Origin of the sequence: Kangiella sp. HZ709, from assembly GCF_009674675.1 — a bacterium.
Taxonomy (GTDB): Bacteria; Pseudomonadota; Gammaproteobacteria; order Enterobacterales; family Kangiellaceae; genus Kangiella.
The window spans coordinates 188,277-211,150 of the sequence record NZ_WKJC01000001.1; the positions used below are offsets into that span (position 1 = coordinate 188,277).

Consider the following 22,874-nt stretch of genomic DNA (forward strand, 5'->3'; position numbering starts at 1 on the left):
TTGAGCGGCTTTTTTGTAATTATAATAGTTGATTACACTTTGCCTCATTTGAAATAATTGTGGCTCTTCTTTACAAGCAAGGTCAAAGTTTTCAATCAACCTATTGAATATGCTATCTAGGTCTTCTTCAAAATCGCATTTGAAATTGAGGTCACTTTTGCTATCTAAATGCTTCAAATGATTTCTGGTATTTACTAAAAGCTTTTTCTTTTAATTTATTATCTTTATAGCCAAGCTTCAATTAAATTTTATGCATAAAACTAGAATCCCTTTGCAGGTAGTTTTGTAACCATTATATTCACGATATTTGCCTAAAATTTCCTGGCTGCTCCAGCTAGATGAAAAGCCGCATATGCATTTCTCATATATCTATACTAACAAAAAAACGCCACATTGAGTGGCGTTTTTAATGTATAGCATAACTACAACTTAAAGCCCTAAAGCTTCCTTAGGATCTACGAAATCAAATCCTAAGTTTTGCGCAACGGATTGTTCAGTGACTTTACCGCGGTAAACGTTTAAGCCATTGAGTAAATGCTCATCGTCAGCTAAGGCTTTTTTATAGCCTTTGTTGGCTAAGTTAATGATAAATGGCAAAGTTGCATTGTTCAGTGCAAAAGTTGAAGTTCTTGGAACTGCGCCAGGCATATTAGCAACACAGTAATGAACTACATCATCAACCATAAAAGTTGGTTCAGCATGAGTAGTAGCATGTGAAGTTTCAAAACAACCACCTTGGTCGATTGCAACATCCACTAATACCGCGCCAGGCTTCATATTTTTAACCATTTCGGCAGTCACTAATTTTGGCGCTGCAGCACCAGGAATTAATACGCCGCCAATGACTAAGTCAGCAGAAGTGACATGGCGCTCTAAAGAATCATGACTTGAGTAAATAGTTTCTACTTGAGTGCCAAACTCAGCATCGATACGACGAAGCACGTCTACATTGCGATCCAGTACGATAACTCTAGCGCCCATACCTACCGCCATCTTAATAGCGTTAGTTCCGACTACACCACCACCAATTACCGTTACTTTCGCCGGAGCTACGCCAGGAACACCACCTAATAACATACCTCGGCCACCAGATGATTTTTCAAGACATTCAGCGCCTGCTTGGATCGACATGCGACCAGCCACTTCTGACATTGGTGCTAGCAAAGGTAACCCGCCAGTGCGACTGGTAACGGTTTCATAAGCAATACAAACTGCGCCAGATTTCACTAGATCTTCAGTTTGCGGCATATCTGGAGCTAAGTGTAAGTAGGTAAATAAGATCTGACCTTCACGAAGGCGAGCACGTTCTTCAGCTAATGGCTCTTTTACTTTGACGATCATATCGGCTTGAGCAAAAACCTCATCAGCAGAGTTTACAACGGTTGCGCCAACAGTTTCATAGTCAGCATCTGTAAAACCTATACCACTACCAGCATTGTGTTGCACAATCACTTGATGGCCGTGAGCAATTAACTCGCGAACACTACCAGGAACCATACCGACACGGTATTCATGATTTTTTATTTCTTTGGGTACGCCTATTAACATGGTCCAGATCTCCTACTTAAAGTTTGAACATAGCGGTAATTATAGAAATATCTCTTAAGATAATCGCGCTATTATAGTGTGCTTTAATTAGTTTTATTTGCTAAATACGGTTTAAATGCAGTGTAAATGACTGTATATTGAAAATAATCAGATGTATAAACTTTTTGCGATGGCGGCTCATGAAAACACAAAATGCCAGTAAACAAATACTTGATCGGATAGATTTACGAATTTTGAATGAATTGCAGATTAATGGTCGTATTTCCAATGTAGAATTAGCGAAAAAAGTTGGATTAAGTGCCACGCCTTGCTTGGAGCGAGTCAAACGCTTAGAAAGCAATGGGTTTATTGAGGGCTATTCAGCTCGCCTGAACCCAATGAAACTTTCTGCTTCATTGCTGGTATTTGTGGAAATACGTCTTTCTAGGACCTCTCCTGATGTGTTTGAAGATTTTAAATCAGCAGTGACAGATTTGTCGATGATTTTAGAGTGCCATTTGGTATCAGGTGATTTTGACTACTTACTGAAAGCTCGCGTGGCAGATATGAAAGCCTATAGAAAGCTTCTGGGTGAAACCTTATTAACCTTGCCAGGGGTTAGCGCTTCTCGCTCTTATATGGTGATGGAAGAGGTCAAAGAGAGTTTTAATTTACCGATAACTATCTAAGGGCTGCAATTAGTTTTTATATTCTGGATTATAACGAGTAGAATGACCTAAAAATAAAGGTATTATATTAGTGACACAAGCAACCAAAAAAGCAAAACAAGAACAAGACTCTAAGGCATTACTAAGAAAGCGTTTGAGTGAAGGCGGTATGATATTACTGGTCACTCTAGCGGTGTTCTTTTTACTAGCGTTGATTTCTTATAACTATAATGATCCAGCGGCATTTACCAATGGTAATGGACAGAAAGTACAGAATTTAGCAGGCAAATCAGGTGCATGGTTTTCAGATTTCTTTTTGCATCTATTTGGCTATTTAGCTTACTTGGTTCCTTTGATTATTGGCTATGTGGGTTACTTAGTTTATAGCGGACGTAAAATAGAAAACTCGCACCCTAAAAGTTTTTGGTTAGTTAAAGCTGCAGGTCTTTTTATGGCAATTTTAGCTGGAGCAGGTTTATCCAGTTTGCATTTTTTCGATCCTGCACTACAACCAAGTTACTCATCTGGTGGCATCCTTGGTGAGTTTCTAATTTCCGGAATTTTAGAAGGGTTAGGTTTGTATGGAACAACTTTAATTCTGTTGGCGATATTTTTATCGGGTTTAACCTTATTTACCGGTATTTCTTGGCTTAAATTAATGGACCGTACGGGGCAGTTTACCATTCAAGGATGGAATAAATTTAAAGCTTGGTTAGCAGCATTTAAAGAGCAAAGAGCAGAGAAAAAAGAAGTTAAGCAAGTAGTTGTTAAACGACAAGAAGCTCTCGTTCTAGAAAAAGCTAAAACTGAAGCGCGTAAGCCAGTTAAAATTGAACCAAAACTTGCACCTTTAACACCTAGTAAAAAAGTTCAAAAAGCTCAAGCTAAGAAGCAACAAAAGCCGCTTAATCTTGGGAAGGAATTTGATGGCCCAGTAACGCCTATGCCGGAAGTGGAATTACTGGATGCGCCTGAACCGCCAAAGTATTCTGTTTCGGCCGAGTCGTTAGAGGCTATGTCACGGTTATTAGAGTTAAAGCTGAAAGATTTTGGTGTGGATGTACAAGTTATGGAGGTGCATCCCGGGCCAGTAATTACACGTTTTGAAATTGATTTGGCGCCCGGTGTTAAAGTCAGCAAAATTACTAATCTGGCACAAGATCTTGCCCGCTCTTTATCGACAATGTCTGTACGAGTGGTTGAAGTCATTCCAGGTAAAACCTACGTAGGCATCGAAATTCCAAACGAAAATCGTGAGATCGTTCGGTTAAGAGAAGTGATTGCCTCGGAAGCGTTTGATAAGTCAAAAGCACCACTATCAATGGCTTTGGGTAAAGACATTGCGGGTAACCCAGTGGTGGTGAATATGGCGAAAATGCCGCACTTGATGGTAGCGGGTACCACTGGTTCAGGTAAATCGGTTGGTGTGAATGCCATGATTATCAGTATGCTGTATAAAGCAACGCCTGAAGATTTACGCTTGATTATGATCGATCCAAAAATGCTCGAGCTGAGTGTTTATGAAGGGATCCCGCATTTGTTATGTGAAGTGGTTACCGACATGAAAGATGCTGCCAATGCTTTACGTTGGTCAGTGGGAGAAATGGAGCGTCGCTACCGATTGATGTCTGCCATGGGTGTAAGAAATTTAGCCGGTTTTAATAAAAAGGTTTTAGATGCCATCGAAAAGGGTGAGCCAATTTCAGATCCTTTGTGGCAACCCACTGACGGTTTAGAAGAAGAGCCGCCAACTTTAGAAAAACTACCTTCAATAGTGGTGGTCATTGACGAGCTCGCCGACATGATGATGATTGTGGGTAAGAAAGTTGAAGAGTTAATTGCGCGTATTGCACAAAAAGCTCGTGCCGCGGGTATTCACTTGATCCTGGCAACCCAAAGACCTTCAGTGGATGTTATTACAGGTTTAATTAAAGCGAATATTCCATCCCGAATGGCCTTCCAAGTGTCTTCAAAAATTGATTCTCGAACCATTCTTGATCAAACGGGTGCTGAACAATTATTAGGTATGGGTGATATGTTGTACTTGCCTGGTGGAACTAGTATCCCAACTCGTGTGCATGGTGCTTTTGTCGATGATGATGAAGTTCATCGCGTGGTCGAAGATTGGAAACGACGCGGAGAGCCAGATTACTTAGAAGCTATTATTCAAGGAACTAGCGAGGTTCCAGTTCCGGGAATGCCTGGAATGGCAGGAGAAGAGGACAGCGAACAAGATGAACTCTTTGATCAAGCTGTTGCCTTAGTTACTGAGTCAAGACGCGCCTCAATTTCAGGTATCCAGCGTCGTCTGAAAATCGGTTATAACCGTGCAGCGAGAATGGTGGAAGCGATGGAAGCGGCGGGCATTGTGAGTGAGATGGGATCTAACGGAACGAGGGAGGTTCTGGCACCTCCACCTATTAAGGACTAGTTCAGTTAAATAACGGTATAAAATAGATAAGAATAGTAATAGCCGATGGTATTTGGTTAAGGTTGTGAAATGACAAAAAGTTTTTTTAAGGTTCTATTAATAGGTTTAAGTTTTGTATCGGCGAGTTTGTTTGCTGATGCGGCGAATGATTTAAAGCAGAAGTTGTTGAAGCTTGAATCTATGCAGGCTAATTTTTCACAGATTGTGATTGATGAGTTGGGTTCTGAGTTGGATCGATCGTCAGGCAGTTTTCAAATTCAACGACCAAAGAAGTTTAAATGGTTGGTATCTGAGCCCTATGAGCAAGAGATAATTTCTGATGGGGTTAACCTTTGGCAATTTGATAAAGATATCGAGCAAGTAAATGTTTCTAATTTGGACGAGTCCTTTGAAAGCTCTCCAGCGGCTTTATTAAGTAATGCCGATGATACTTTAGTCAACGATTACATCATTACTCGGGTGCAAGACGAAACTCAAAGCAGTGAAAAGCTGAGCCTATTATTTCACTTACGCCCTAAGTCTGAAGAGGCCTTGTTTGAGTCAATGTTGATGGAGTTTAAGGGCGACGACTTTGTTGCTTTTCAGGTAAAAGACAACCTTGGTCAAGCGACCATAGTTGAGTTCAGTGAACAGCAATACAATCAAGGTTTTGATGAATCTGTGTTTAACTTTTCTCTACCAAAGGGAATAGACTTTATTGATTCGAGAAATCAACAAACTGAGCTGACGAGACCGCCAATGCCGGTTGATAGAACTGAGCAATAACAGTTTTCGATTCTAATCAAATGAGCCAGCAATCAAACCTTTTTAAGCAATCTAATATTCACATTCCGTTGGCCGATCGAATGCGACCAACATCATTAGAAGGTTATGTTGGACAGGAGCATTTGCTGGCGGAAGGTAAACCTCTACGTCAGGCGATTGATTCCCAAAGACCTTTTTCATTAATTTTCTGGGGGCCTCCAGGAACGGGTAAAACAACCTTAGCTCGCTTGATTGCGCATAACTCTAATGCACACTTTATTACTATATCTGCTGTATTAGCTGGGGTTAAGGATATTCGTGCGGCAGTAGAAGAAGCCAAGCAATATCAATCTCAAGGCAAACAAACGATTTTATTTGTGGATGAAGTACATCGATTTAATAAAGCCCAGCAAGATGCTTTTTTACCTTATGTAGAAGATGGCACTGTCACTTTTATTGGTGCTACCACTGAAAACCCATCGTTTGAGTTAAACAATGCTTTGCTTTCAAGGGCTCGTGTTTTTGTTTTGAAAAATTTATCTACTACTGCGCTTTCTGAGTTAATTGACCATGCCCTAAACGATAAAGACAAGGGTTTAGGCGAATTCGATTTGAAAATGGAGAATAACTGTAAAGATATTCTTATTGAAGCTGCCGATGGAGATGGTCGAAGATTATTAAATTTCCTTGAAATTGCCAGTGAAATGGCCATGGCTAGAGATAAGTCTGAAGACGATTTTTGGGTTATAGATAAAAGGGTTTTAGAAGAAACATTAACTCAATCTTTGCGCCGTTTTGATAAAGGCGGAGAGCACTTTTATGATCAAATCTCTGCATTGCATAAATCAGTTCGTGGCTCTAATCCTGATGCGGCTTTGTATTGGTTTTGTCGTATGCTTGATGGTGGCGTGGATCCGCTATACGTTGCCCGCCGTGTGGTGAGAATGGCTAGTGAAGATATTGGCAATGCCGATCCGCGGGGTTTAAACATTGCCTTAAATGCATGGGATGTTCAAGAACGATTAGGAAGTCCAGAAGGTGAGCTAGCCATCGCTCAAGCTTTGACTTATCTTGCTTGTGCTGCAAAAAGTAATGCAGTCTATACCAGCTATAAAGCCGCCATGACAGATGTGAAGTCCGATCCAACCTATGAAGTTCCGATGCATATTCGTAATGCACCAACGAAGCTGATGAAAGATTTAGATTATGGCAGTGGTTACCGCTATGATCACGAAGAGCCCGAGGCTCATTCAGCTGGGCAAACTTACTTTCCAGAAGAGAAAGGTGAAACTGAATATTATCAGCCTGTCGATCGAGGTTTGGAAAAGAAAATTGCAGACAAGCTGGCATGGATCAGACAAAGAAATCAGGAGCGCCAATAATGTGGGGGCTAATAGTAACTATCGGCATTGGTGGAGCTTTGGGAGCTTTGACAAGATTCCAAATTAAAGAGTGGTCATTGGCAAAGTTTGGTGATGAGGTATATTGGGGAACCTTAATAGCCAATGTGATTGGCTGCTTTGTTGCCGGCTTTTTATTAACTTTCTGGCAAGAATCCAACATTTCTCTAAACCTTAAGCAAGGGGTGATGATCGGTTTTCTAGGGGCCTTAACTACCTTTTCTAGTTTCTCTGTTGAAGCACTCTTATTATTTCAACAGCAGCAATATCAAAAAGCTTTGCTTTATATCGGTGGAAACCTTCTGATTTGTCTATTTATGGTCTTTGTTGGCGCTTGGCTTGGTGATAGAATAGCCAGCTAATTTTGTCATTGTGACTAGCAACGCTGGTCTTATAAAGAAGAAACTCATGCTTGATCCAAAACTACTTAGAACTGATATTGACTCTGTTGCAGCTAATCTTGCCAAACGCGGTTATGCGTTAGATATAGATGCCTACAAAAAGCTTGAAGAAGAACGTAAACAAATCCAAGTTGAAACTCAAGAATTGCAAAATACACGTAATTCCAGTTCTAAATCTATTGGTCAAGCCAAAGCTCGTGGCGAAGATATTCAGCCTTTATTGGATCAAGTGGCTGACTTGGGCGCTAAGCTGGATGCGGCAAAAGCTCGCTTGTCAGAAGTTATGACTCAACTGGACGATATTCATTATGGCATGCCTAATTTATTAGATGATTCTGTACCTGAAGGTAAAGATGAAAGTGATAATGTGGAAGTGCGTACATGGGGCAGTCCTCGAGAATTTGACTTCGAACCTAAAGATCATGTTGAAGTGGGCGAAGCTATTGGCGGTTTAGATTTTGCTAATGCCGCAAAAATTGCTGCTAGCCGTTTTATCATTAAAAAGGGTTTAGTGGCAAAGTTGCATCGCGCCTTAACTCAATTCATGCTTGATTTGCATACAGAAGAACATGGTTACCAAGAAGTTTATGTGCCCTATATGGTTAACGCTGAGTCTTTGACCGGTACGGGACAATTACCAAAGTTCGAAGAAGACTTATTTAAAGCGCAAGGCAAAAATCAAGACGGTCGTCAGTTATATATGATCCCAACGGCAGAAGTGCCAGTGACCAATATGGTTCGTGACGAGATTTTGGAAGAAGATACCCTACCTTTGCAGTTTGCAGGACATACCCCTTGCTTTAGAAGTGAAGCTGGCTCTTATGGGCGTGATGTTCGCGGTTTGATCCGCATGCATCAATTTGAAAAAGTTGAGTTAGTACACATCACTAAGCCTGAAGATTCCATGGATGCGTTAGAGCGACTGGTGTCCCATGCCGAGAAAGTTTTACAGCTATTAGAATTGCCTTATCGAGTAGTTAACCTGTGTGCTGGTGATATAGGTTTTGGTGCAACAAAAACTTATGACATCGAAGTTTGGTTGCCAAGCCAAAAGACTTATCGCGAGATCTCTTCTTGCAGTAATACCAATGATTTCCAAGCTCGCCGTATGCAGGCGCGTTGGAGAAACCCTGTAACGGGCAAGCCTGAGCTGGTGCATACTTTGAATGGTTCAGGTCTTGCGGTAGGTCGAACTTTAGTAGCGATATTAGAGAATTACCAACAAGCAGATGGCAGTATCGAAATTCCAGCAGTATTGAAGAAGTATTTCACATAATAATGTTAAACTTTTATTAAAGTGTAATTAATTGTAACTAACCACTAGCACCCATTGTCGTTAAGTAGTAACTTACTGAAAAATTAATTGAGGACATCAAAATGTTAAAAAAACTACTTCTTATAAGTGCTATTTCACTATCAATTACAGCCTGTGCGACTAGCTCTAATAAGCAAGCGTCTTTAAAAAGTGATGCTACAAAAGTGGCTGCTGTAGAGAAAGATTCTAAAGTTATCTGTCGTACTGTGAAAAAAGTTGGATCTAATTTCCCTAAAAAAGTTTGTTATACACGTGATGACATATTGAAGACTCAAGAAAATTTCAGAAATATTACTAATAAAACTGGAAGAACAAACGAACAATAAAAAAGCGGCTTAGCCGCTTTTTTTACGCCGCTACGTTAGTTGATTCAAAAATCTTATCAGCGCTTGCGGCCACAAAACCTTGGTAAAGCTCGCCATTTTGCATCGCAAAGCGTTCGGCAAATTCATAAAAGCATGAACGAATAGGGTAGTTACCATCTTCAAATGCCCAGTCCACAATGCTAGCCATGGTAGAACTTTGCTTTAAGCAAACCTCTTCAGAGCCTTTAATTTCAGAGCCGCTAGTATTTAGTTCAAAGCCTGCTTCTTTTACAAATTGGTTAACCGACTCGATTGAATTCAATGTTTCTAGATGGTTAATAGATACGGTGAAGTGATTCGCTCTTAATCCAAAAGCGGCTAACCATGCGGCATACTCACTTTCTTCTAGCAATCGCTCATAAGCTTCACGACTGATCTTTCCCCAATGACGTTCTGGCAACTGTAGGCCATTGTTCTTAATTTTCCAGTTTGCTTGAGCAATTAAGCCCCGGCAAAACATTTGCAGTTCAGCTGAAAACTCTTCTAATAACAACTCACTGACAAAGATCTTGGGAGCATTTTTGTCAGTTTTATGCGCAAAATGCTTTGCGTATAGTTTCTTTTCTTTGAAGTGGTATTCGCCAGCTTCTGCATAACCATGCTTTGCTAAGTATTCGCCAATATGCTTTAAGCTAATTAAGCCATCATTAAAGGTTCTTAATGCGATATGATCATTAACAATAGGTTTGCTGGATAAGTTACTGAATTTGTTATGAATAGTTAAAGCATCCGGAGTGATTGCAACATAATCATTCCATAAGTTTTCGAAAAGAGTCGTCATGATATCTGCCTAAGTAGCACTTAACTGGTAAGAGGACAAACCAATTATCTCAAAGGTTTGTCCTAATATCTACAAAATTTGGCGGACCGGCTAAAATTTAAAGATCTTTTACAAGCTGCATAAACTGCTTAAAGACGTGTGGGTTGGCGGCCATAATACTTTTGGATTTAGCGGTAAAAGGGTTGCCTTTAACATCACCAACCAAACCGCCAGCTTCTTTAACGATCAATACGCCTGCGGCAGTGTCCCATTCAGACAGACCAAACTCCCAAAAGCCATTTACTCGACCGCAGGCAAGATAAGCCAAATCTAAAGCCGCAGAGCCTGCACGACGCATATCGCTGCATTCTGGCAATAGTCTGCCAAAATACTCAAGATAAGTATCGACACTATCTTTAGCGCGGAATGGGAAGCCTGTCGCTAGAATAGACTTATCTAGTTTTTTTTCTGCTGCAACACGAATGCGGGATTGGTTTAACTGAGCGCCAGAGCCATTGGCGGCACTAAACATTTCATCGCGCATAGGATCGAAAATAACGGCGGCTACAGTTTTGCCTTTTTGTTTTACCGCAATAGATATCGAAAAGTGAGGATTACCATCGATAAAGTTACGAGTACCGTCAAGTGGGTCAATGATCCAAACGGTATCCTTGTCCGCACCTTCTTTTAGGCCAGATTCTTCGCCAAGAATGGAGTGATCAGGGTAGGCTGCTTTGATAGTATCAATGATTAAATATTCAGACTGCTGGTCTACATTCGTTACATAATCGTTTAGATCTTTTTTACGCGAGATCACTCGATCGCGGTCGTTAAACGCTTTAACAATAAAATCGCCGGCAAGATTAGCCGCGCGGATCGCAATAGTACGGTACGCATTCATATTAATCACCAATTATCAAAGAACAAGACGCCAGCAAACAAGCTAATCGTCGAATGCGCGCATTCTATCAAAAACTTCCTATAAGTTAAAAGTCTTTATTCTGCCTTTCTCCTCCTGCAACAAGTCACTAATCAACCCCTTAAATCTGTCATTAGCTTTAGTGCTAGGGTTATTAGTTAAGCTTTGATATGATCAGCATAACTTATTGATTCAGTTACTTAATCACGCAAATGCTCGATCAAATTAAAATTATCTTATGCTTCACTAGCCATCCTGGAAACATTGGCGCGGCCGCGCGAGCTATGAAAACAATGGGTTTAAGTCAATTAGTTTTGGTGAGCCCGAAAGATTTTCCATCTGAAGAAGCTTCTGCGCGATCTTCTGGTGCGCTGGATATTTTAGACAATGCAATAGTGGTAGATTCGGTCGAAGAGGCGATTAAAGACTGTAAACTAGTGATAGGAACCAGTTCACGAAGTAGAGCGCTGCCTTGGCCTCTGGTTGAGCCGCGTGAAATGGTGCAAATCATTAACGAAAAACCGCAAGCAAGACCTGTTGCTATTTTGTTTGGTCGAGAAAGCGTAGGTTTATTAAATGAAGAGTTACAGCTTTGTAACTATCACGTTAATATTCCAGCTAATCCTGAGTATATGTCCTTAAATTTAGCTTCTGCGGTTCAAATTATAAGCTACGAGTTACGACTCCAATTTTTAAATGAAAGCCCTTTAAAAGAAGAAGCGTTTGAGCAAAAAGATTCAGAAACAACTGCAACATCTGAGCAAGTGGAAGGTCTTTATCAACATATAGAACAAACGATGATGACTACTGATTTTTTTGATCCGGAAAATCCAAAACTGCTTTCTGCTAGAATGCGCAGGCTTTTTGCCAAAAGCCAATTAAATCAAGGCGAAGTGAATATACTTCGAGGGTTTTTGGCTTCAATAGAAAAATACATTAAACGCAAAACGTCTTGATGTGACTTTCGCTATTTAGAGAGTCGCAATTAAAGAATGGAACCATAACTGAATGTTTGAACGAATTAAAGAAGATATCAAAAGTGTTTATCATCGTGATCCGTCGGCGAGAAATAACTTTGAAGTGCTAACACTTTATCCTGGCTTGCATGCTATCTGGTGGTACCGCCTGACTAATAAGTTATGGCGTAAAAATTGGAAATGGCTTGCTCGCGCCATTATGACTTTTGCTCGCTTTTTAACGGGCATCGAAATTCACCCGGGAGCTACTATTGGTCGCCGCTTCTTTATCGATCATGGCTTAGGTGTTGTGATTGGAGAAACCGCGGAAATTGGCGATGATTGCATGCTATACCATGGTGTAACTCTCGGCGGTACCAGTCTAGCTAAAGGCAAACGCCATCCAACTTTGAAAAACAATGTGGTGGTTGGTGCTGGAGCAAAAATTCTAGGCCCCGTTATTTTAAATGATAATGCCAAGGTGGGCGGCAATGCGGTGGTCGTTAAAGATGTCGCTGAAAATGCTACCGTCATTGGTATCCCTGCTCGCGAAGCTTCTGAAACTGATCCTAAGGGCAAGCATAATTTCCAAGCTTTTGGTGTTACATCTGATCAAATTGATCCATTAGTGGTTGCTCTACAAAACATGTTTGAACACTCCAATGCTTTAGAGCATGAGTTAAAAGGTCTTAAAGACCAATTAAAAGAAAAGGGCATAGAAACTAAAGATATCGATATACCAGAGCTGGATTGTTCAGGTGTGTTGAATGGAGAGTCAGAAAAAAGTTAAGACTAGTGGAGTGACTCTATAGTAATTTCTGCGTGTTAAATCCATTGTTACAAACTAGCCCTAATTCTTTACAAGCTTGTTTTGTATGATGTATCTATGCATCAGAGAAGGGATAAATATTTAATGAAAAATTCAGCCACCAAAATCTTTTTAATATTCCTTTGTATAGTATTTCCAATCCATATCGTATCAGCTAAAACAGCTTCATCATCAGCAGATCAATTGGAAGTGGAGTTCAAGACAAATGAAGTTCATGGGCTTTATAATTTCGTTCAAGGTATCGCAGGTGGTCCGGGCGGCACTTCTCCAACTTTGACAGAATTGTTTGAAGGCAGTGAATACAACAACGATAAAAATCAAGCACTGATTGAACGTTATAGAAAGATCAATATTTCTTATGATTATGCGTTTTCAGAAGATGTGGCTCATAGACACAACAAGCGTCAAGTGACACAGCTTTTAGTGATGGCCTCTACCCAAGCATCGAATATTGATGACTTCACGCAACGTATCATGGGCTTGTTAACTAATTCTGATTTAATGGTATTAGTCGAGACTTTGAATGCTTTTAGGCCTATTTATAAAGAGTTAATTTGGGACAAGTCCCAGCCTCAACTTAAAAGAAATATTCAAATTCTAACTGAGCGCGCTAAAGAGGTAGACTTTGCAGGACGTTTCGCTAAGGCTTCCAAATTTTATAAAGCCAATTGGAAAGCTGAGATCCCATTTAAGGTTTATCTAGCACCGATACCACAAAAGGGTGGTTTTACCACAGCCACCCCTCAGGGCAATATCATTTCTTATATTATTAGTGATTTTGATGATGCTGATGGAGTATTAGCGGTCGTGTTCCATGAATTGGCGCACCTGTTATACTCTAGTCAATCCATCGAGCTTCAAGCACAACTTGAAAAAAGTTTTTTAGAACACGACTCTTACCATAAAGCACATTCTTACCAACTCTTGAATGAAGCTTTGGCGACGGCTATAGGTAATGGTTGGTTCTACAAAGAAACCAATGGGAGCTTAGATGCAAAAGATTGGTACCACTCTAAATATATCAATCAACAGGCAAAAGCTATTTATCCCTTAGTAGAACAGTATCTTTTATCAGAAAAATCAATAGATGCTGATTTCGTTGACGACTATATCGATCAATATGCCAAGAATTTTCCTAAAGGTTACTTACAGCCAGAAAGTTTTTTAGCCAACGTTTCCTTCTTAGCAGATAAAGATTTTCACGAACACAATAAGTTGTTTCAGTTGTTTTTTGAGCACCAGCGAACTGTCAGAAGTTTAAATGTCCAAACCCCTTTCTTTAATGAAGAGGCCATGAGTAAGTTTAATGGCGCTATTAATGCCAAAATGATTCTTATCACTGACAAGCATAAAGAAAATTTTACTAAGTTCATCGAGTACTACCCAGGGTTAGAAAAAGCTAAGCTCCCTGATGGTGAGTTTGTTTTGCATAGTTTAATTCCAGATGGCACCATGTTATTGATAGTGAGTATTAATAGCTTGGACTCTTTTGGCAAAGCTATGAAAGCACTTACCGATAAAGAAGTGTTGGATGAATATATTCGGATTATTGAACTTTAGCATGGGCTTTCTTAACTGGTTACCTGTAACCTGTTTTTAACCTAGGGTTAATCAAGCTGTCATATTGCATCATTACTATAAATTTACTTTAATAAATTCTTGTTAAGAGGAATAACATGAAATCTGTAAATTTATTCGCAATAGGACTTGGTATTTTAATTTCTGCAAATACAGCGTCGGCCTCCATTGCGATAGTGTCTAATGGAAATGATAATGGTGCGGGTTCATTAAGAGCGGCTTTAGAAAGTGGTGCCAATGTCATTCGTATTAATCCCAAAGTGCAAATGATCAACCTTACTCAGCCTTTGAGTTATGAGAACCCGTATAAACTACACATTGTTGGTAAGGGTCAAACGATCAATGCCATGGCGTTAGAGCCTAACGCTGATATTTTAAGTATCAACGGAGCAGGGGATTTATTGATTTCAAATCTGAAATTTATCGGTAGTTACGATACTGTTAATCAAAACCCTGCGCTTCCAGTCAGCGGCAAGGGCATTGAAATCAATGTTCCTGCGAATGCTACTGGCTCTGTTAATGTCGAGTTTAAGAATATATTTTTAACCAAAGTTGGACATCATGGTATCCATATTTCTGATTGCAGTTTTGGTGATGATTGTGGCGGTGGTAGCGGTGGCGGCGGCAATGGCTCTGCTGCTTCTGTAAAAGTGAAGATCATTAATAGTGAAATTAATAATGTTGGTTTCGGTCGCGCGGATGCTGATGGCGTTAGAGTCGATGAACGCGGTTTAGGTAATATCTATTTCACCGCAAAAGATTCTACTTTTACCAATGTTGGCGCGGACGGTGTGGAACTAGATGAAGGTAACCAAGGCGATGTCATTAGTAATGTCAGCGGCAGTTTGTTTATTCGAAATGGTGAATATTGCAACCTAGTTGAGAATTTTGCAGGCGGTCCTTGCGATGATGATGGTGACCGAGATGTCGATGATGGTTTTGATATTGATGAAGCGGGTGATGGTAATTTAATTAGTCGCGTGACCAATAGCCAAGTCAATAACAACTTCGACGAAGGTTTGGATTTCGACGAAGAAGATAATGGCAACTTAAAATCTATCGTCGTTGATACGGTTGGGTTTGGAAATCAGGACGAAGCTTTCAAAATGTCTGAAGAAGGTAATGGCCATTTGAATGTAAGGCTCAAGAAAATATCTACTTTCGACAATAATGGCTCTAAAGAGGGCATCGAATTGGAAGAGGCCGATGCGGGCAACGTCGATGTCCAAGTTAGCAAAAGCTTAATGATTGGTGGCGACGATGAGTTACTAAAAATTGAGCAAGAAGATGCAGGTAAAGGAAAAGTCAAAATCAGTAACTCCACTTTAGGCGGATTAGACTTGAAGAATATTGAGCAAAAATAATTTAGCGCCTTTATAAAATATGTTTTATATTCACTAGCCTTAGTTTTACTAAGGCTAGTTTTATTTATAATATCTTCTCTAAGATTATCGTTCGAATATGCTATTCCCCAGAGCTTAGCTAATTTTTACAGTAACTATTACAAATTTCTGCCAAAGAATCACCTTGTTACAAAAGCTAACTAAATTTTAGCTCTTATATGAGTACAATAACTCCAACCCTGATTAATAAAAAATCTAAACATGCACTTTATATTTAAATTCCTTATTGGTTTTGTTGTTGTTGCCTTGGTAATAGTTATTATTGGACTTGTTATTTTAAAGTATGTAACACCTGATAAATTAAAGTTGCCAAAAGGTGCAACCAGGGATGAAAAAGTTGCAATGCTAGATGAATGGTTAAACAATCTTCACTCAACCAATCAATTCAATGGCTCTGTTTTAATAGCTAGAGATGGAGATATAATTCTTAATAAATCATACGGGTATGCAGATTTAGCAAAGAAACAGCCCCTCAGTCAACAATCATCTTTTAACTTAGCTTCATTATCCAAGCCTTTTACAGCACTAGGGGTATTGATGTTAGTTGAAGAAGGTAAGCTTACATTAGATGAGTCAGTGGTTACCTATTTGCCATCGATAAATTATCCCCAAATAACCATAAGGCATTTACTCAATCATAATTCTGGTTTACCTGATTATATGGAGCTTGCCAGTCAACACTGGGAAGATAAAAATGTAGTTTTTAAGAGCTCAGATTTATTGGATTTATATAGTCAACATCAGCCTGAGCTACTTTTTAAACCTGGTGATAAGCACAAATATAGCAATACCGGTTACGTGGTTTTAGCGGCCTTAATTGAAGAGGTTTCAGGAATGTCATTTGAAGATTATATGGATAAAAAGGTATTTATCCCCGTAGGTATGAATGATACTTCGGTGTTTAATTTGTTGTCGGACGAAAACAAACTCGAAAACAGAGTATGGGGAACTGATGGTGAAGAGCTAAACGATCTTATGTATTTAGATGGGGTGGCTGGCGATGGTGGGATTTATTCTACTACCCATGATTTATTAAAATGGACTATAGCTTTAGATAGCGAAAAGCTTATTTCTAAAGAGTTACTAGAAGAGGCTTATTCTCCAGGAAAGCTTAATTCTGGTAAAAGTACCGATTACGGATTTGGCTGGATTGTAGAAGATAAAAATGTCTATTGGCACAATGGGGGTTGGGTAGGCTTTTCTAGTCTATTGAGAAAAGATTTAAACACTGATTCCACGGTGATATTTTTAGACAGCGGCTCAAATTCACTGTCATCATTATACATTGAAGGAACTCTTGTAAAATTTATAAAAAAATTCTAACAGTGATTAATTTATGCACAGTTATATGATCTTTAGTTTTTGTGTTGATACTTGGCCCAAGGGTTGTTTTTTTGCCCTGAGCTATTTTTTATCTGGCTTAGAGTTTTCTTCTTAATGGCGGGGCTTTTGTCAAATTCAGCAGCTTTTTGAGCGTTTTGTTCGCGAAAGAGTTCGGCGTCTTCTAGCGTTAATTCTATTGGTTCGCCGGGTATTTGATCATCTGGAATGATGCGATCTCTTGGAGGTACTTGCTGTTGCTTGTATGAAGGACTTGGTAAATTTTTATATTGATATAAATAAAACCCTTCGACCTTTTCACGAGCCCACTCTGTCTTTTTTAGGAAGTTAACGCTAGAAGGGATGCTTGGATTCGACTTAAAACAATTAAGATTTAAATAGGCGTGAAGTATCTCATAGCCGTAATGCTCAACAATTTCGGTGATTAACTGCTTAAGACCGACGCCATTGAGAGGGTTGCTTTTATAATTAAGTTCGTTATCCAAAGAAATAGCCTGATTTGTAGTTTTAGAATGATATTTGCGGATATTGTATCAAAGTAAAGACCGAGAGTATCTATAAAGCTTTTTGTAGAGTGGGAAGTGATCTTACTAAATATTATCGAGCTATTGTAAATCGTTTTTATCAATTCTAATTTCAGCCTCACTCAGTAGGGCCGCACGTAATTAAAGGTTAGAAAACAATCCACTCTATAAATCTTGACTAAATTAGTCGGAATTGAGATAATTTGTCTATTGAAACGCCCCTTAATTTAGTTTTTGTAACCTGAAAGACATCTAATCATGAAATTAAGTACAAAAGGCCGTTATGCGGTGACAGCGATGCTTGATTTGGCACTTCATTCTGGAAGTGGGCCTATTAGTTTGTCTGAGATTTCGGGACGCCAAGATATTTCCTTATCTTACTTAGAACAGCTGTTTTCTAAGTTGCGCAAAGCGAATTTAGTCGATAGTATTCGCGGCCCTGGTGGCGGTTATGAGCTGCAACGTCCGTCCAATAGAATTACTATTGTTGATGTGGTTTTGGCAGTCGATGAGCCGATTGATGCGACTCGTTGTAAAGGTAAGGGCGGTTGTCAGGATGGTGAGCATTGTTTGTCTCATCAGTTATGGGCGGAATTATCCGACCAAATTTATCAGTTTTTAAGTGGCATTAGTCTTGAACAAGTCGTTGAGCGCCGTTTCGTAAAGAAAGTCGCGGGAAGACAAGATGCTGCGAACGAGATGAAAATTAGCGAAGAAGAGTTGATTTTCTTAAGTTGAATTTATTCTATTTAAAGTGAAGAGAAGAAAATGAAGTTACCCATCTATTTTGATTATGCTGCTACTACGCCAATTGATCCGCGAGTTGTAGAGAAGATGGTTCAGTTTATGGGCGTCGAAGGGATTTATGGTAATCCTGCATCGCGTTCGCATAAATTCGGTTGGGCGGCAGAAGAAGCTGTGGATGATGCGCGTGCGCATGTTGCCGATCTTATTAATGCTGATCCACGTGAAATCGTTTGGACTTCGGGCGCAACTGAATCAAACAATTTGGCGATTAAAGGCGTAGCTCATTTCTATCACAAGAAAGGTAAGCACATCATTACCGTAAAAACTGAACATAAGGCGGTTTTAGATACGGCCCGTCAGCTTGAGCGTGAAGGTTATGAAGTTACCTATATGGATGTGCAAGAAGATGGTTTGTTGGATTTAGCAGCTTTGGAAGCTGCTATGCGTGAGGATACAGTTTTAGTGAGTGTGATGCATGTAAACAATGAAACTGGCGTTGTTCAAGATATAGATGCGATAGGCGAAATGTGTCGCTCTCGCAAAATCATGTTTCATGTAGATGCTGCACAATCGGCGGGTAAGCTGCCAATTGATATTACTAAGACCAAAGTCGATTTATTATCTATGTCTGGTCATAAAATGTATGGGCCAAAAGGCATTGGTACTTTATATGTTCGTCGTAAGCCACGCGTTCGCCTAGAAGCGCAAATGCATGGTGGCGGTCATGAGCGTGGTATGCGTTCCGGTACTCTAGCGACCCACCAAATTGTTGGCATGGGTGAAGCTGCTCGTATCGCTAAGTTGGATATGGAAAAAGATAATGCGCGTATTATTAAATTACGCGAGCGTTTATGGAATGGCGTGAAAGATATGGAAGAAGTCTATCTTAATGGCCATGAAACTCAGCGCGTAGCGGGTATTATCAACATCAGCTTTAACTTTGTTGAAGGTGAGTCCCTTATCATGGCATTGAAGGATTTAGCGGTTTCTTCTGGCTCGGCTTGTACTTCAGCCAGTTTGGAACCATCTTATGTATTAAGAGCATTAGGTCGAGACGATGAATTAGCGCACAGCTCGATTCGTTTCACCATTGGCCGTTTCACTACTGAAGAAGAAGTGGATTACGCCCTAACACAAATTAACGACGGCATCGGCCGTTTACGTGAGTTGTCTCCGCTTTGGGATATGTACAAAGACGGAATCGACTTGTCACAAGTTGAGTGGACAGCTCATTAATCAGTTCTTGTAAAAGAACAGGAGAAATATTATGGCTTATAGCGAAAAAGTAATTGACCATTATGAAAACCCACGCAACGTTGGTTCTTTCGATAAGGAAGAAGAGGGCGTTGGTACTGGTATGGTTGGCGCGCCTGCTTGTGGCGACGTGATGAAGTTGCAAATTAAAGTAAGCGAAGATGGCATTATCCAAGATGCAAAATTTAAAACTTACGGTTGTGGTTCTGCGATTGCCTCCAGCTCATTGATTACTGAATGGGTAAAAGGTAAAAGTGTCGATGAAGCGCAAGCAATTAAAAATACCGACATTGCTGAGGAGCTTGCATTACCACCAGTGAAAATTCATTGCTCAGTGTTAGCGGAAGATGCGATTAAAGCTGCTGTTTCAGATTATAAAGAAAAGAACGTTAAGTAATCGAAATCGAATAAAGAGTAACTTATGGCAATTACTTTATCAGAAGCCGCCGCAGAGCGGGTAAAAAGCTTTTTGGCTAGTCGTGGCAAAGGTTTAGGCTTGCGTTTAGGTGTGACCACAACTGGCTGCTCGGGATTGGCTTATGTACTTGAGTTTGTTGATGAGCTAACAGAAGGCGATAAAGTTTATGAAGATAAAGGCATAAAAATTATCGTTGATGCCAAAAGCCAAGTGTATTTAGATGGTACTCATTTGGAGTTTAAGAAAGAAGGCTTGAATGAGGGTTTTGAATTCACCAATCCTAACGTGAAAGGTGAGTGCGGTTGCGGCGAGAGTTTTACAGTTTAGCTGCTAAAATTTGCGATTGCGCGGCAGAATTTTTTTTAGCTAAATAGATTGTGCGCTTGATAAATAATTTAAGAGGCTGATTTGAAGAATCCATTTGAACTATTCGGCCTTGAGCCGAATTTTTTATTAGATGAACAGGAACTTTCGCAGAAGCTGCGCAATATGCTGCAGTCTGTGCACCCTGATCGTTTTGCTTCAGGAAGCGATCAAGAACAACTAGCAGCAATGCAAAAAACCACTCAAATTAATGATGCTTATGGCGTTTTAAAAAGTCCCGTGCGTCGTGCTCAAGCCTTACTTCAATTAAAAGCTGGACTTGATGGATCTAAGGAAGTAACGGTCAAAGATCCTGTTTTCTTGATGCAGCAATTAGAGTTGAGAGAAGAGTTAGAAACTCTAAGCGCAAAGAAGGATATGGGCGGTTTAATGGATTTTGCTGAAACGATTGAGTCGATGGAAGATGCGCAAATAGCTTCTATTAATGAGTTGTTTCAACAGGAAGGTGAGAATCAATTGCTTGAATCTGATAAAATTCTCACTGAAATATATAAGCTACAATTTTTGCGTAAGACTTTAATGGATATTGAAGCGGCAGAAGAAAAAATACTCGGCTAATGAAAGGCTATAACCAATAAGATGGCTTTATTACAAATCGCAGAACCAGGTCAATCAACTAAACCGCATGAGCATCGCTATGCGGCTGGCATCGATCTGGGTACCACAAATTCATTAATCGCGACGGTTCGTAGTGGCGTCGCCGAAACATTACCTGATTTAGAAGGCAATCACTTATTACCTTCGATTGTGCATTATGCAAAAGATGGAACTGTTTCAGTTGGTCACTCAGCAAAAATATTCCAATGCAGTGATTCAGAAAATACCATTAGCTCGGTGAAGCGATTAATGGGTCGGGGTTTAGCTGATGTTCAAGCGATAAAAGCATTCACCGCTAATCAGTTGACCGCATCTGGTATTGGCGAAAAAGGAATGCCAGCGATTCAAGTTTTTGATCAAATAAAAAACCCGATAGAAATCTCGGGAGAAATTTTAAAAGTGCTAGCCCAGCGCGCAGAGAGTGCACTAGGCTTGCAAAAAGATGAGCAGTTAGGCGGCGTTGTGATAACCGTTCCAGCTTACTTTGACGATGCCCAGCGTCAAGCCACTAAAGATGCGGCCCAACTTGCTGGCCTAAATGTTTTGAGGTTAATCAATGAGCCAACTGCAGCAGCGGTTGCTTATGGTTTAGATACTGGTAATGAGGGTATTCATGCTATCTATGATTTGGGTGGCGGTACCTTTGATATATCAATTCTACGTTTAGAAAAAGGCGTCTATGAAGTACTGTCAACCGGCGGTGATTCAGCATTAGGCGGCGACGATTTTGACCGCGCTATTGCAACTCACTTAGTGGAACTTGCCGAAGTAGATTCAGATGATCGTCAAGCTTACCAAATGGCGATGCTTAAGGCTCGTGAGGTCAAAGAAGCTTTGACAGATCATGAGTCTATTGATGTCCATTTTATGAATTGGAATGGTCAAATTGCTCGTGAGCTAATTAATGAGCTTATGACTCCAATTATTGATAAAACTCTATTGGCTTGTCGTCGAACCATTAAAGATGCCGGTTTAAAGCCAGCTGATATTAAAGAAATTGTGATGGTTGGTGGTTCTACTCGTGTGCCATTGGTACAAGAAAAAGTTGGCCAATATTTTAAACAAGAACCAATGACCTCGATAGATCCTGATAAGGTAGTGGCAATTGGCGCAGCAATTCAAGCTGATATTTTGATTGGAAATAAATCTAATGATCAGTTGCTGTTGTTGGATGTGTTACCCCTGTCCTTAGGTGTAGAAACTATGGGAGGTTTGGTTGAGAAAATTATTCCTCGTAATACACCAATTCCAATTGCTAGAGCACAAGAATTTACCACTTTTAAAGATGGCCAAACAGCGATGGCAATCCATGTAGTGCAGGGTGAGCGTGAGTTAGTTGATGATTGTCGTTCGCTTGCTAGGTTCGAGTTGCGTGGAATTCCGCCAATGGTTGCTGGAGCGGCTCGAATAAAAGTTACTTACCAAGTGGATGCCGATGGTTTGTTAAATGTTTTTGCAGAAGAAACCACTTCTGGCGTTCAAGCTGAAATTCAAGTGAAGCCTTCTTACGGTTTAACCGATAGCCAAGTTACAGAAATGCTTAAAAGCTCTATCGAAAAAGCAAAAGAAGATATGCAGCTGCGTATGTTACGCGAAGAACAAGTAGAAGCTTCGCGAGTTATAGAAGCAGTTAGAGCGGCGCTTGATGATAATGGCAAATTGCTGTTATCACAAGATGAGTATGAAGCAATAGAATCTTCAGTTATACAGCTTGAAATTATCGCTCAGGGCACCGATATAGAGGCTATTAAAGAAGCGATCAAGATAGTTGATACCAATAGCAAAGAATTTGCATCTAAACGTATGGATGCCAGTATTGCTAAAGCCTTAGTGGGCAGCGAAATCGACGACATTTAGCAATAGATAATTTAGAAAGAAAAGGTTTAGAGAAACATATGCCAAAGATCGTATTTTTACCCAATGAAGACTTATGTCCTGAAGGTGCTGTAGTTGAAGCGGAAGAAGGGCAAACGGTTTTAGAAGCCGCTAAAGCTAACAATATTGATATTGAACATGCTTGCGAGATGTCTTGTGCCTGTACTACTTGTCATGTGGTCATTCGAGAAGGATTTGATTCATTAGAAGAAAGCGATGAGTTAGAAGATGATATGCTAGATAAAGCATGGGGTTTAGAGCCCGAGTCACGCTTAAGTTGTCAGGCCCTTGTGACTAAAGAAGATTTAGTTGTCGAGATCCCTAAATACACTTTAAATCATGCAAAAGAGAATCATTAAGAGTTAAATTGATATTCGTTATAAATTGGATTTAAAAAGCGTAAGATATTATTAATTTAGGCTTGTTTTTTTCGCCAAA

At 40.0% G+C, this 22,874-nt stretch carries 23 protein-coding genes; 19 read left to right on the top strand and 4 right to left on the bottom strand.

Annotated features, from left to right (window positions below; genetic code table 11):
- Positions 1-429: 429 nt before the first annotated feature.
- Positions 430-1,548 carry an alanine dehydrogenase gene (gene ald / locus GJS41_RS00935; protein ID WP_154245476.1) on the bottom strand — a complete coding sequence of 373 codons (1,119 nt, stop codon included), beginning with the start codon at positions 1,546-1,548 and terminating at the stop codon, positions 430-432.
- A 179-nt stretch (positions 1,549-1,727) separates the two neighbouring features.
- On the opposite strand from ald, the gene lrp reads away from it, so the two are divergent.
- The 7 genes from lrp to GJS41_RS00970 all read left to right on the top strand — a co-directional run bounded on the left by lrp (position 1,728) and on the right by GJS41_RS00970 (position 8,812).
- Positions 1,728-2,216, top strand: a complete 489-nt coding sequence (gene lrp, locus GJS41_RS00940) for a leucine-responsive transcriptional regulator Lrp (protein ID WP_154245477.1) — start codon at positions 1,728-1,730, stop codon at positions 2,214-2,216.
- 70 nt (positions 2,217-2,286) lie between these two features.
- Positions 2,287-4,626, top strand: a complete 2,340-nt coding sequence (locus GJS41_RS00945; RefSeq protein WP_370515587.1) for a DNA translocase FtsK — start codon at positions 2,287-2,289, stop codon at positions 4,624-4,626.
- Between the two features lie 69 nt (positions 4,627-4,695).
- A complete protein-coding gene (gene lolA / locus GJS41_RS00950) occupies positions 4,696-5,391 on the top strand; it encodes an outer membrane lipoprotein chaperone LolA (protein WP_154245478.1) in 696 nt (231 codons plus the stop codon).
- A gap of 20 nt (positions 5,392-5,411) precedes the next feature.
- Positions 5,412-6,752, top strand: a complete 1,341-nt coding sequence (locus GJS41_RS00955) for a replication-associated recombination protein A (RefSeq protein ID WP_154245479.1) — start codon at positions 5,412-5,414, stop codon at positions 6,750-6,752.
- Complete coding sequence (crcB, locus tag GJS41_RS00960) at positions 6,752-7,132, top strand: fluoride efflux transporter CrcB (RefSeq protein ID WP_227551218.1); 381 nt, start codon at positions 6,752-6,754, stop codon at positions 7,130-7,132. Before GJS41_RS00955 ends, crcB begins: the two co-directional genes overlap by 1 nt.
- Positions 7,133-7,178: 46 nt before the next feature.
- Positions 7,179-8,447 (top strand): serine--tRNA ligase, encoded by a 1,269-nt coding sequence (serS, locus tag GJS41_RS00965; protein ID WP_154245481.1) that lies wholly within the window; start codon positions 7,179-7,181, stop codon positions 8,445-8,447.
- Between the two features lie 101 nt (positions 8,448-8,548).
- Positions 8,549-8,812: a hypothetical protein gene (locus GJS41_RS00970; protein ID WP_154245482.1), complete on the top strand. Its 264-nt coding sequence runs from the start codon at positions 8,549-8,551 to the stop codon at positions 8,810-8,812.
- 22 nt (positions 8,813-8,834) lie between these two features.
- Here GJS41_RS00970 and GJS41_RS00975 read toward each other — a convergent pair whose 3' ends face one another.
- Together GJS41_RS00975 and GJS41_RS00980 are read right to left on the bottom strand one after the other, a co-directional pair.
- Positions 8,835-9,632: a DUF1338 domain-containing protein gene (locus GJS41_RS00975; RefSeq protein WP_154245483.1), complete on the bottom strand. Its 798-nt coding sequence runs from the start codon at positions 9,630-9,632 to the stop codon at positions 8,835-8,837.
- A gap of 97 nt (positions 9,633-9,729) precedes the next feature.
- Positions 9,730-10,512 (bottom strand): inositol monophosphatase family protein, encoded by a 783-nt coding sequence (locus GJS41_RS00980; RefSeq protein ID WP_154245484.1) that lies wholly within the window; start codon positions 10,510-10,512, stop codon positions 9,730-9,732.
- Positions 10,513-10,742: 230 nt separating this feature from the next.
- Here GJS41_RS00980 and trmJ point away from each other — a divergent pair, with 230 nt between their 5' ends.
- The 5 genes from trmJ to GJS41_RS01005 all read left to right on the top strand — a co-directional run bounded on the left by trmJ (position 10,743) and on the right by GJS41_RS01005 (position 16,619).
- The gene (trmJ, locus tag GJS41_RS00985) at positions 10,743-11,486 is read left to right on the top strand and encodes a tRNA (cytosine(32)/uridine(32)-2'-O)-methyltransferase TrmJ (RefSeq protein ID WP_154245485.1); all 744 of its coding nucleotides are present in this window, start codon (positions 10,743-10,745) and stop codon (positions 11,484-11,486) included.
- A 52-nt stretch (positions 11,487-11,538) separates the two neighbouring features.
- Positions 11,539-12,276, top strand: a complete 738-nt coding sequence (gene cysE, locus GJS41_RS00990; protein ID WP_154245486.1) for a serine O-acetyltransferase — start codon at positions 11,539-11,541, stop codon at positions 12,274-12,276.
- Between the two features lie 123 nt (positions 12,277-12,399).
- Positions 12,400-13,875, top strand: coding sequence for a hypothetical protein (locus GJS41_RS00995; protein WP_154245487.1), 1,476 nt, complete (start codon positions 12,400-12,402; stop codon positions 13,873-13,875).
- A 116-nt stretch (positions 13,876-13,991) separates the two neighbouring features.
- Complete coding sequence (locus tag GJS41_RS01000) at positions 13,992-15,257, top strand: hypothetical protein (RefSeq protein ID WP_154245488.1); 1,266 nt, start codon at positions 13,992-13,994, stop codon at positions 15,255-15,257.
- Positions 15,258-15,497: 240 nt separating this feature from the next.
- Complete coding sequence (locus GJS41_RS01005; protein ID WP_154245489.1) at positions 15,498-16,619, top strand: serine hydrolase; 1,122 nt, start codon at positions 15,498-15,500, stop codon at positions 16,617-16,619.
- A gap of 32 nt (positions 16,620-16,651) precedes the next feature.
- Here GJS41_RS01005 and GJS41_RS01010 read toward each other — a convergent pair whose 3' ends face one another.
- Positions 16,652-17,122 carry a VF530 family DNA-binding protein gene (locus tag GJS41_RS01010; RefSeq protein WP_154245490.1) on the bottom strand — a complete coding sequence of 157 codons (471 nt, stop codon included), beginning with the start codon at positions 17,120-17,122 and terminating at the stop codon, positions 16,652-16,654.
- A gap of 297 nt (positions 17,123-17,419) precedes the next feature.
- Between GJS41_RS01010 and GJS41_RS01015 the strand changes: the two genes are divergently transcribed.
- From GJS41_RS01015 to fdx, 7 genes are all read left to right on the top strand, one after another.
- Positions 17,420-17,899, top strand: coding sequence for an Rrf2 family transcriptional regulator (locus GJS41_RS01015; protein ID WP_154245491.1), 480 nt, complete (start codon positions 17,420-17,422; stop codon positions 17,897-17,899).
- 30 nt (positions 17,900-17,929) lie between these two features.
- On the top strand, positions 17,930-19,144 hold the full coding sequence (locus GJS41_RS01020) for an IscS subfamily cysteine desulfurase (RefSeq protein ID WP_154245492.1): 1,215 nt from the start codon (positions 17,930-17,932) through the stop codon (positions 19,142-19,144).
- 31 nt (positions 19,145-19,175) lie between these two features.
- The gene (gene iscU / locus GJS41_RS01025; RefSeq protein ID WP_154245493.1) at positions 19,176-19,559 is read left to right on the top strand and encodes a Fe-S cluster assembly scaffold IscU; all 384 of its coding nucleotides are present in this window, start codon (positions 19,176-19,178) and stop codon (positions 19,557-19,559) included.
- Positions 19,560-19,583: 24 nt separating this feature from the next.
- Positions 19,584-19,907 carry an iron-sulfur cluster assembly protein IscA gene (gene iscA / locus GJS41_RS01030; protein ID WP_154245494.1) on the top strand — a complete coding sequence of 108 codons (324 nt, stop codon included), beginning with the start codon at positions 19,584-19,586 and terminating at the stop codon, positions 19,905-19,907.
- 81 nt (positions 19,908-19,988) lie between these two features.
- Positions 19,989-20,522, top strand: a complete 534-nt coding sequence (gene hscB / locus GJS41_RS01035; RefSeq protein ID WP_154245495.1) for a Fe-S protein assembly co-chaperone HscB — start codon at positions 19,989-19,991, stop codon at positions 20,520-20,522.
- Positions 20,523-20,543: 21 nt separating this feature from the next.
- Entirely contained in the window at positions 20,544-22,418 is a 1,875-nt protein-coding gene (gene hscA, locus GJS41_RS01040) for a Fe-S protein assembly chaperone HscA (RefSeq protein ID WP_154245496.1), read from the top strand.
- Between the two features lie 38 nt (positions 22,419-22,456).
- Positions 22,457-22,795 carry an ISC system 2Fe-2S type ferredoxin gene (fdx, locus tag GJS41_RS01045; RefSeq protein WP_154245497.1) on the top strand — a complete coding sequence of 113 codons (339 nt, stop codon included), beginning with the start codon at positions 22,457-22,459 and terminating at the stop codon, positions 22,793-22,795.
- Positions 22,796-22,874: the final 79 nt, after the last annotated feature.

Coding starts and splice junctions, on each gene's coding strand:
- GJS41_RS00980 (WP_154245484.1), bottom strand. CDS start 10,512: ATGAATGCGTACCGTACTATTGCGATCCGCGCGGCTAATCTTGCCGGC.
- GJS41_RS01000 (WP_154245488.1), top strand. CDS start 13,992: ATGAAATCTGTAAATTTATTCGCAATAGGACTTGGTATTTTAATTTCT.
- ald (WP_154245476.1), bottom strand. CDS start 1,548: ATGTTAATAGGCGTACCCAAAGAAATAAAAAATCATGAATACCGTGTC.
- GJS41_RS00995 (WP_154245487.1), top strand. CDS start 12,400: ATGAAAAATTCAGCCACCAAAATCTTTTTAATATTCCTTTGTATAGTA.
- fdx (WP_154245497.1), top strand. CDS start 22,457: ATGCCAAAGATCGTATTTTTACCCAATGAAGACTTATGTCCTGAAGGT.
- GJS41_RS00970 (WP_154245482.1), top strand. CDS start 8,549: ATGTTAAAAAAACTACTTCTTATAAGTGCTATTTCACTATCAATTACA.
- serS (WP_154245481.1), top strand. CDS start 7,179: ATGCTTGATCCAAAACTACTTAGAACTGATATTGACTCTGTTGCAGCT.
- GJS41_RS00955 (WP_154245479.1), top strand. CDS start 5,412: ATGAGCCAGCAATCAAACCTTTTTAAGCAATCTAATATTCACATTCCG.
- GJS41_RS00975 (WP_154245483.1), bottom strand. CDS start 9,632: ATGACGACTCTTTTCGAAAACTTATGGAATGATTATGTTGCAATCACT.
- lolA (WP_154245478.1), top strand. CDS start 4,696: ATGACAAAAAGTTTTTTTAAGGTTCTATTAATAGGTTTAAGTTTTGTA.
- iscU (WP_154245493.1), top strand. CDS start 19,176: ATGGCTTATAGCGAAAAAGTAATTGACCATTATGAAAACCCACGCAAC.
- iscA (WP_154245494.1), top strand. CDS start 19,584: ATGGCAATTACTTTATCAGAAGCCGCCGCAGAGCGGGTAAAAAGCTTT.
- trmJ (WP_154245485.1), top strand. CDS start 10,743: ATGCTCGATCAAATTAAAATTATCTTATGCTTCACTAGCCATCCTGGA.
- GJS41_RS01015 (WP_154245491.1), top strand. CDS start 17,420: ATGAAATTAAGTACAAAAGGCCGTTATGCGGTGACAGCGATGCTTGAT.
- hscA (WP_154245496.1), top strand. CDS start 20,544: ATGGCTTTATTACAAATCGCAGAACCAGGTCAATCAACTAAACCGCAT.
- GJS41_RS01020 (WP_154245492.1), top strand. CDS start 17,930: ATGAAGTTACCCATCTATTTTGATTATGCTGCTACTACGCCAATTGAT.
- lrp (WP_154245477.1), top strand. CDS start 1,728: ATGAAAACACAAAATGCCAGTAAACAAATACTTGATCGGATAGATTTA.
- cysE (WP_154245486.1), top strand. CDS start 11,539: ATGTTTGAACGAATTAAAGAAGATATCAAAAGTGTTTATCATCGTGAT.
- GJS41_RS01005 (WP_154245489.1), top strand. CDS start 15,498: ATGCACTTTATATTTAAATTCCTTATTGGTTTTGTTGTTGTTGCCTTG.
- crcB (WP_227551218.1), top strand. CDS start 6,752: ATGTGGGGGCTAATAGTAACTATCGGCATTGGTGGAGCTTTGGGAGCT.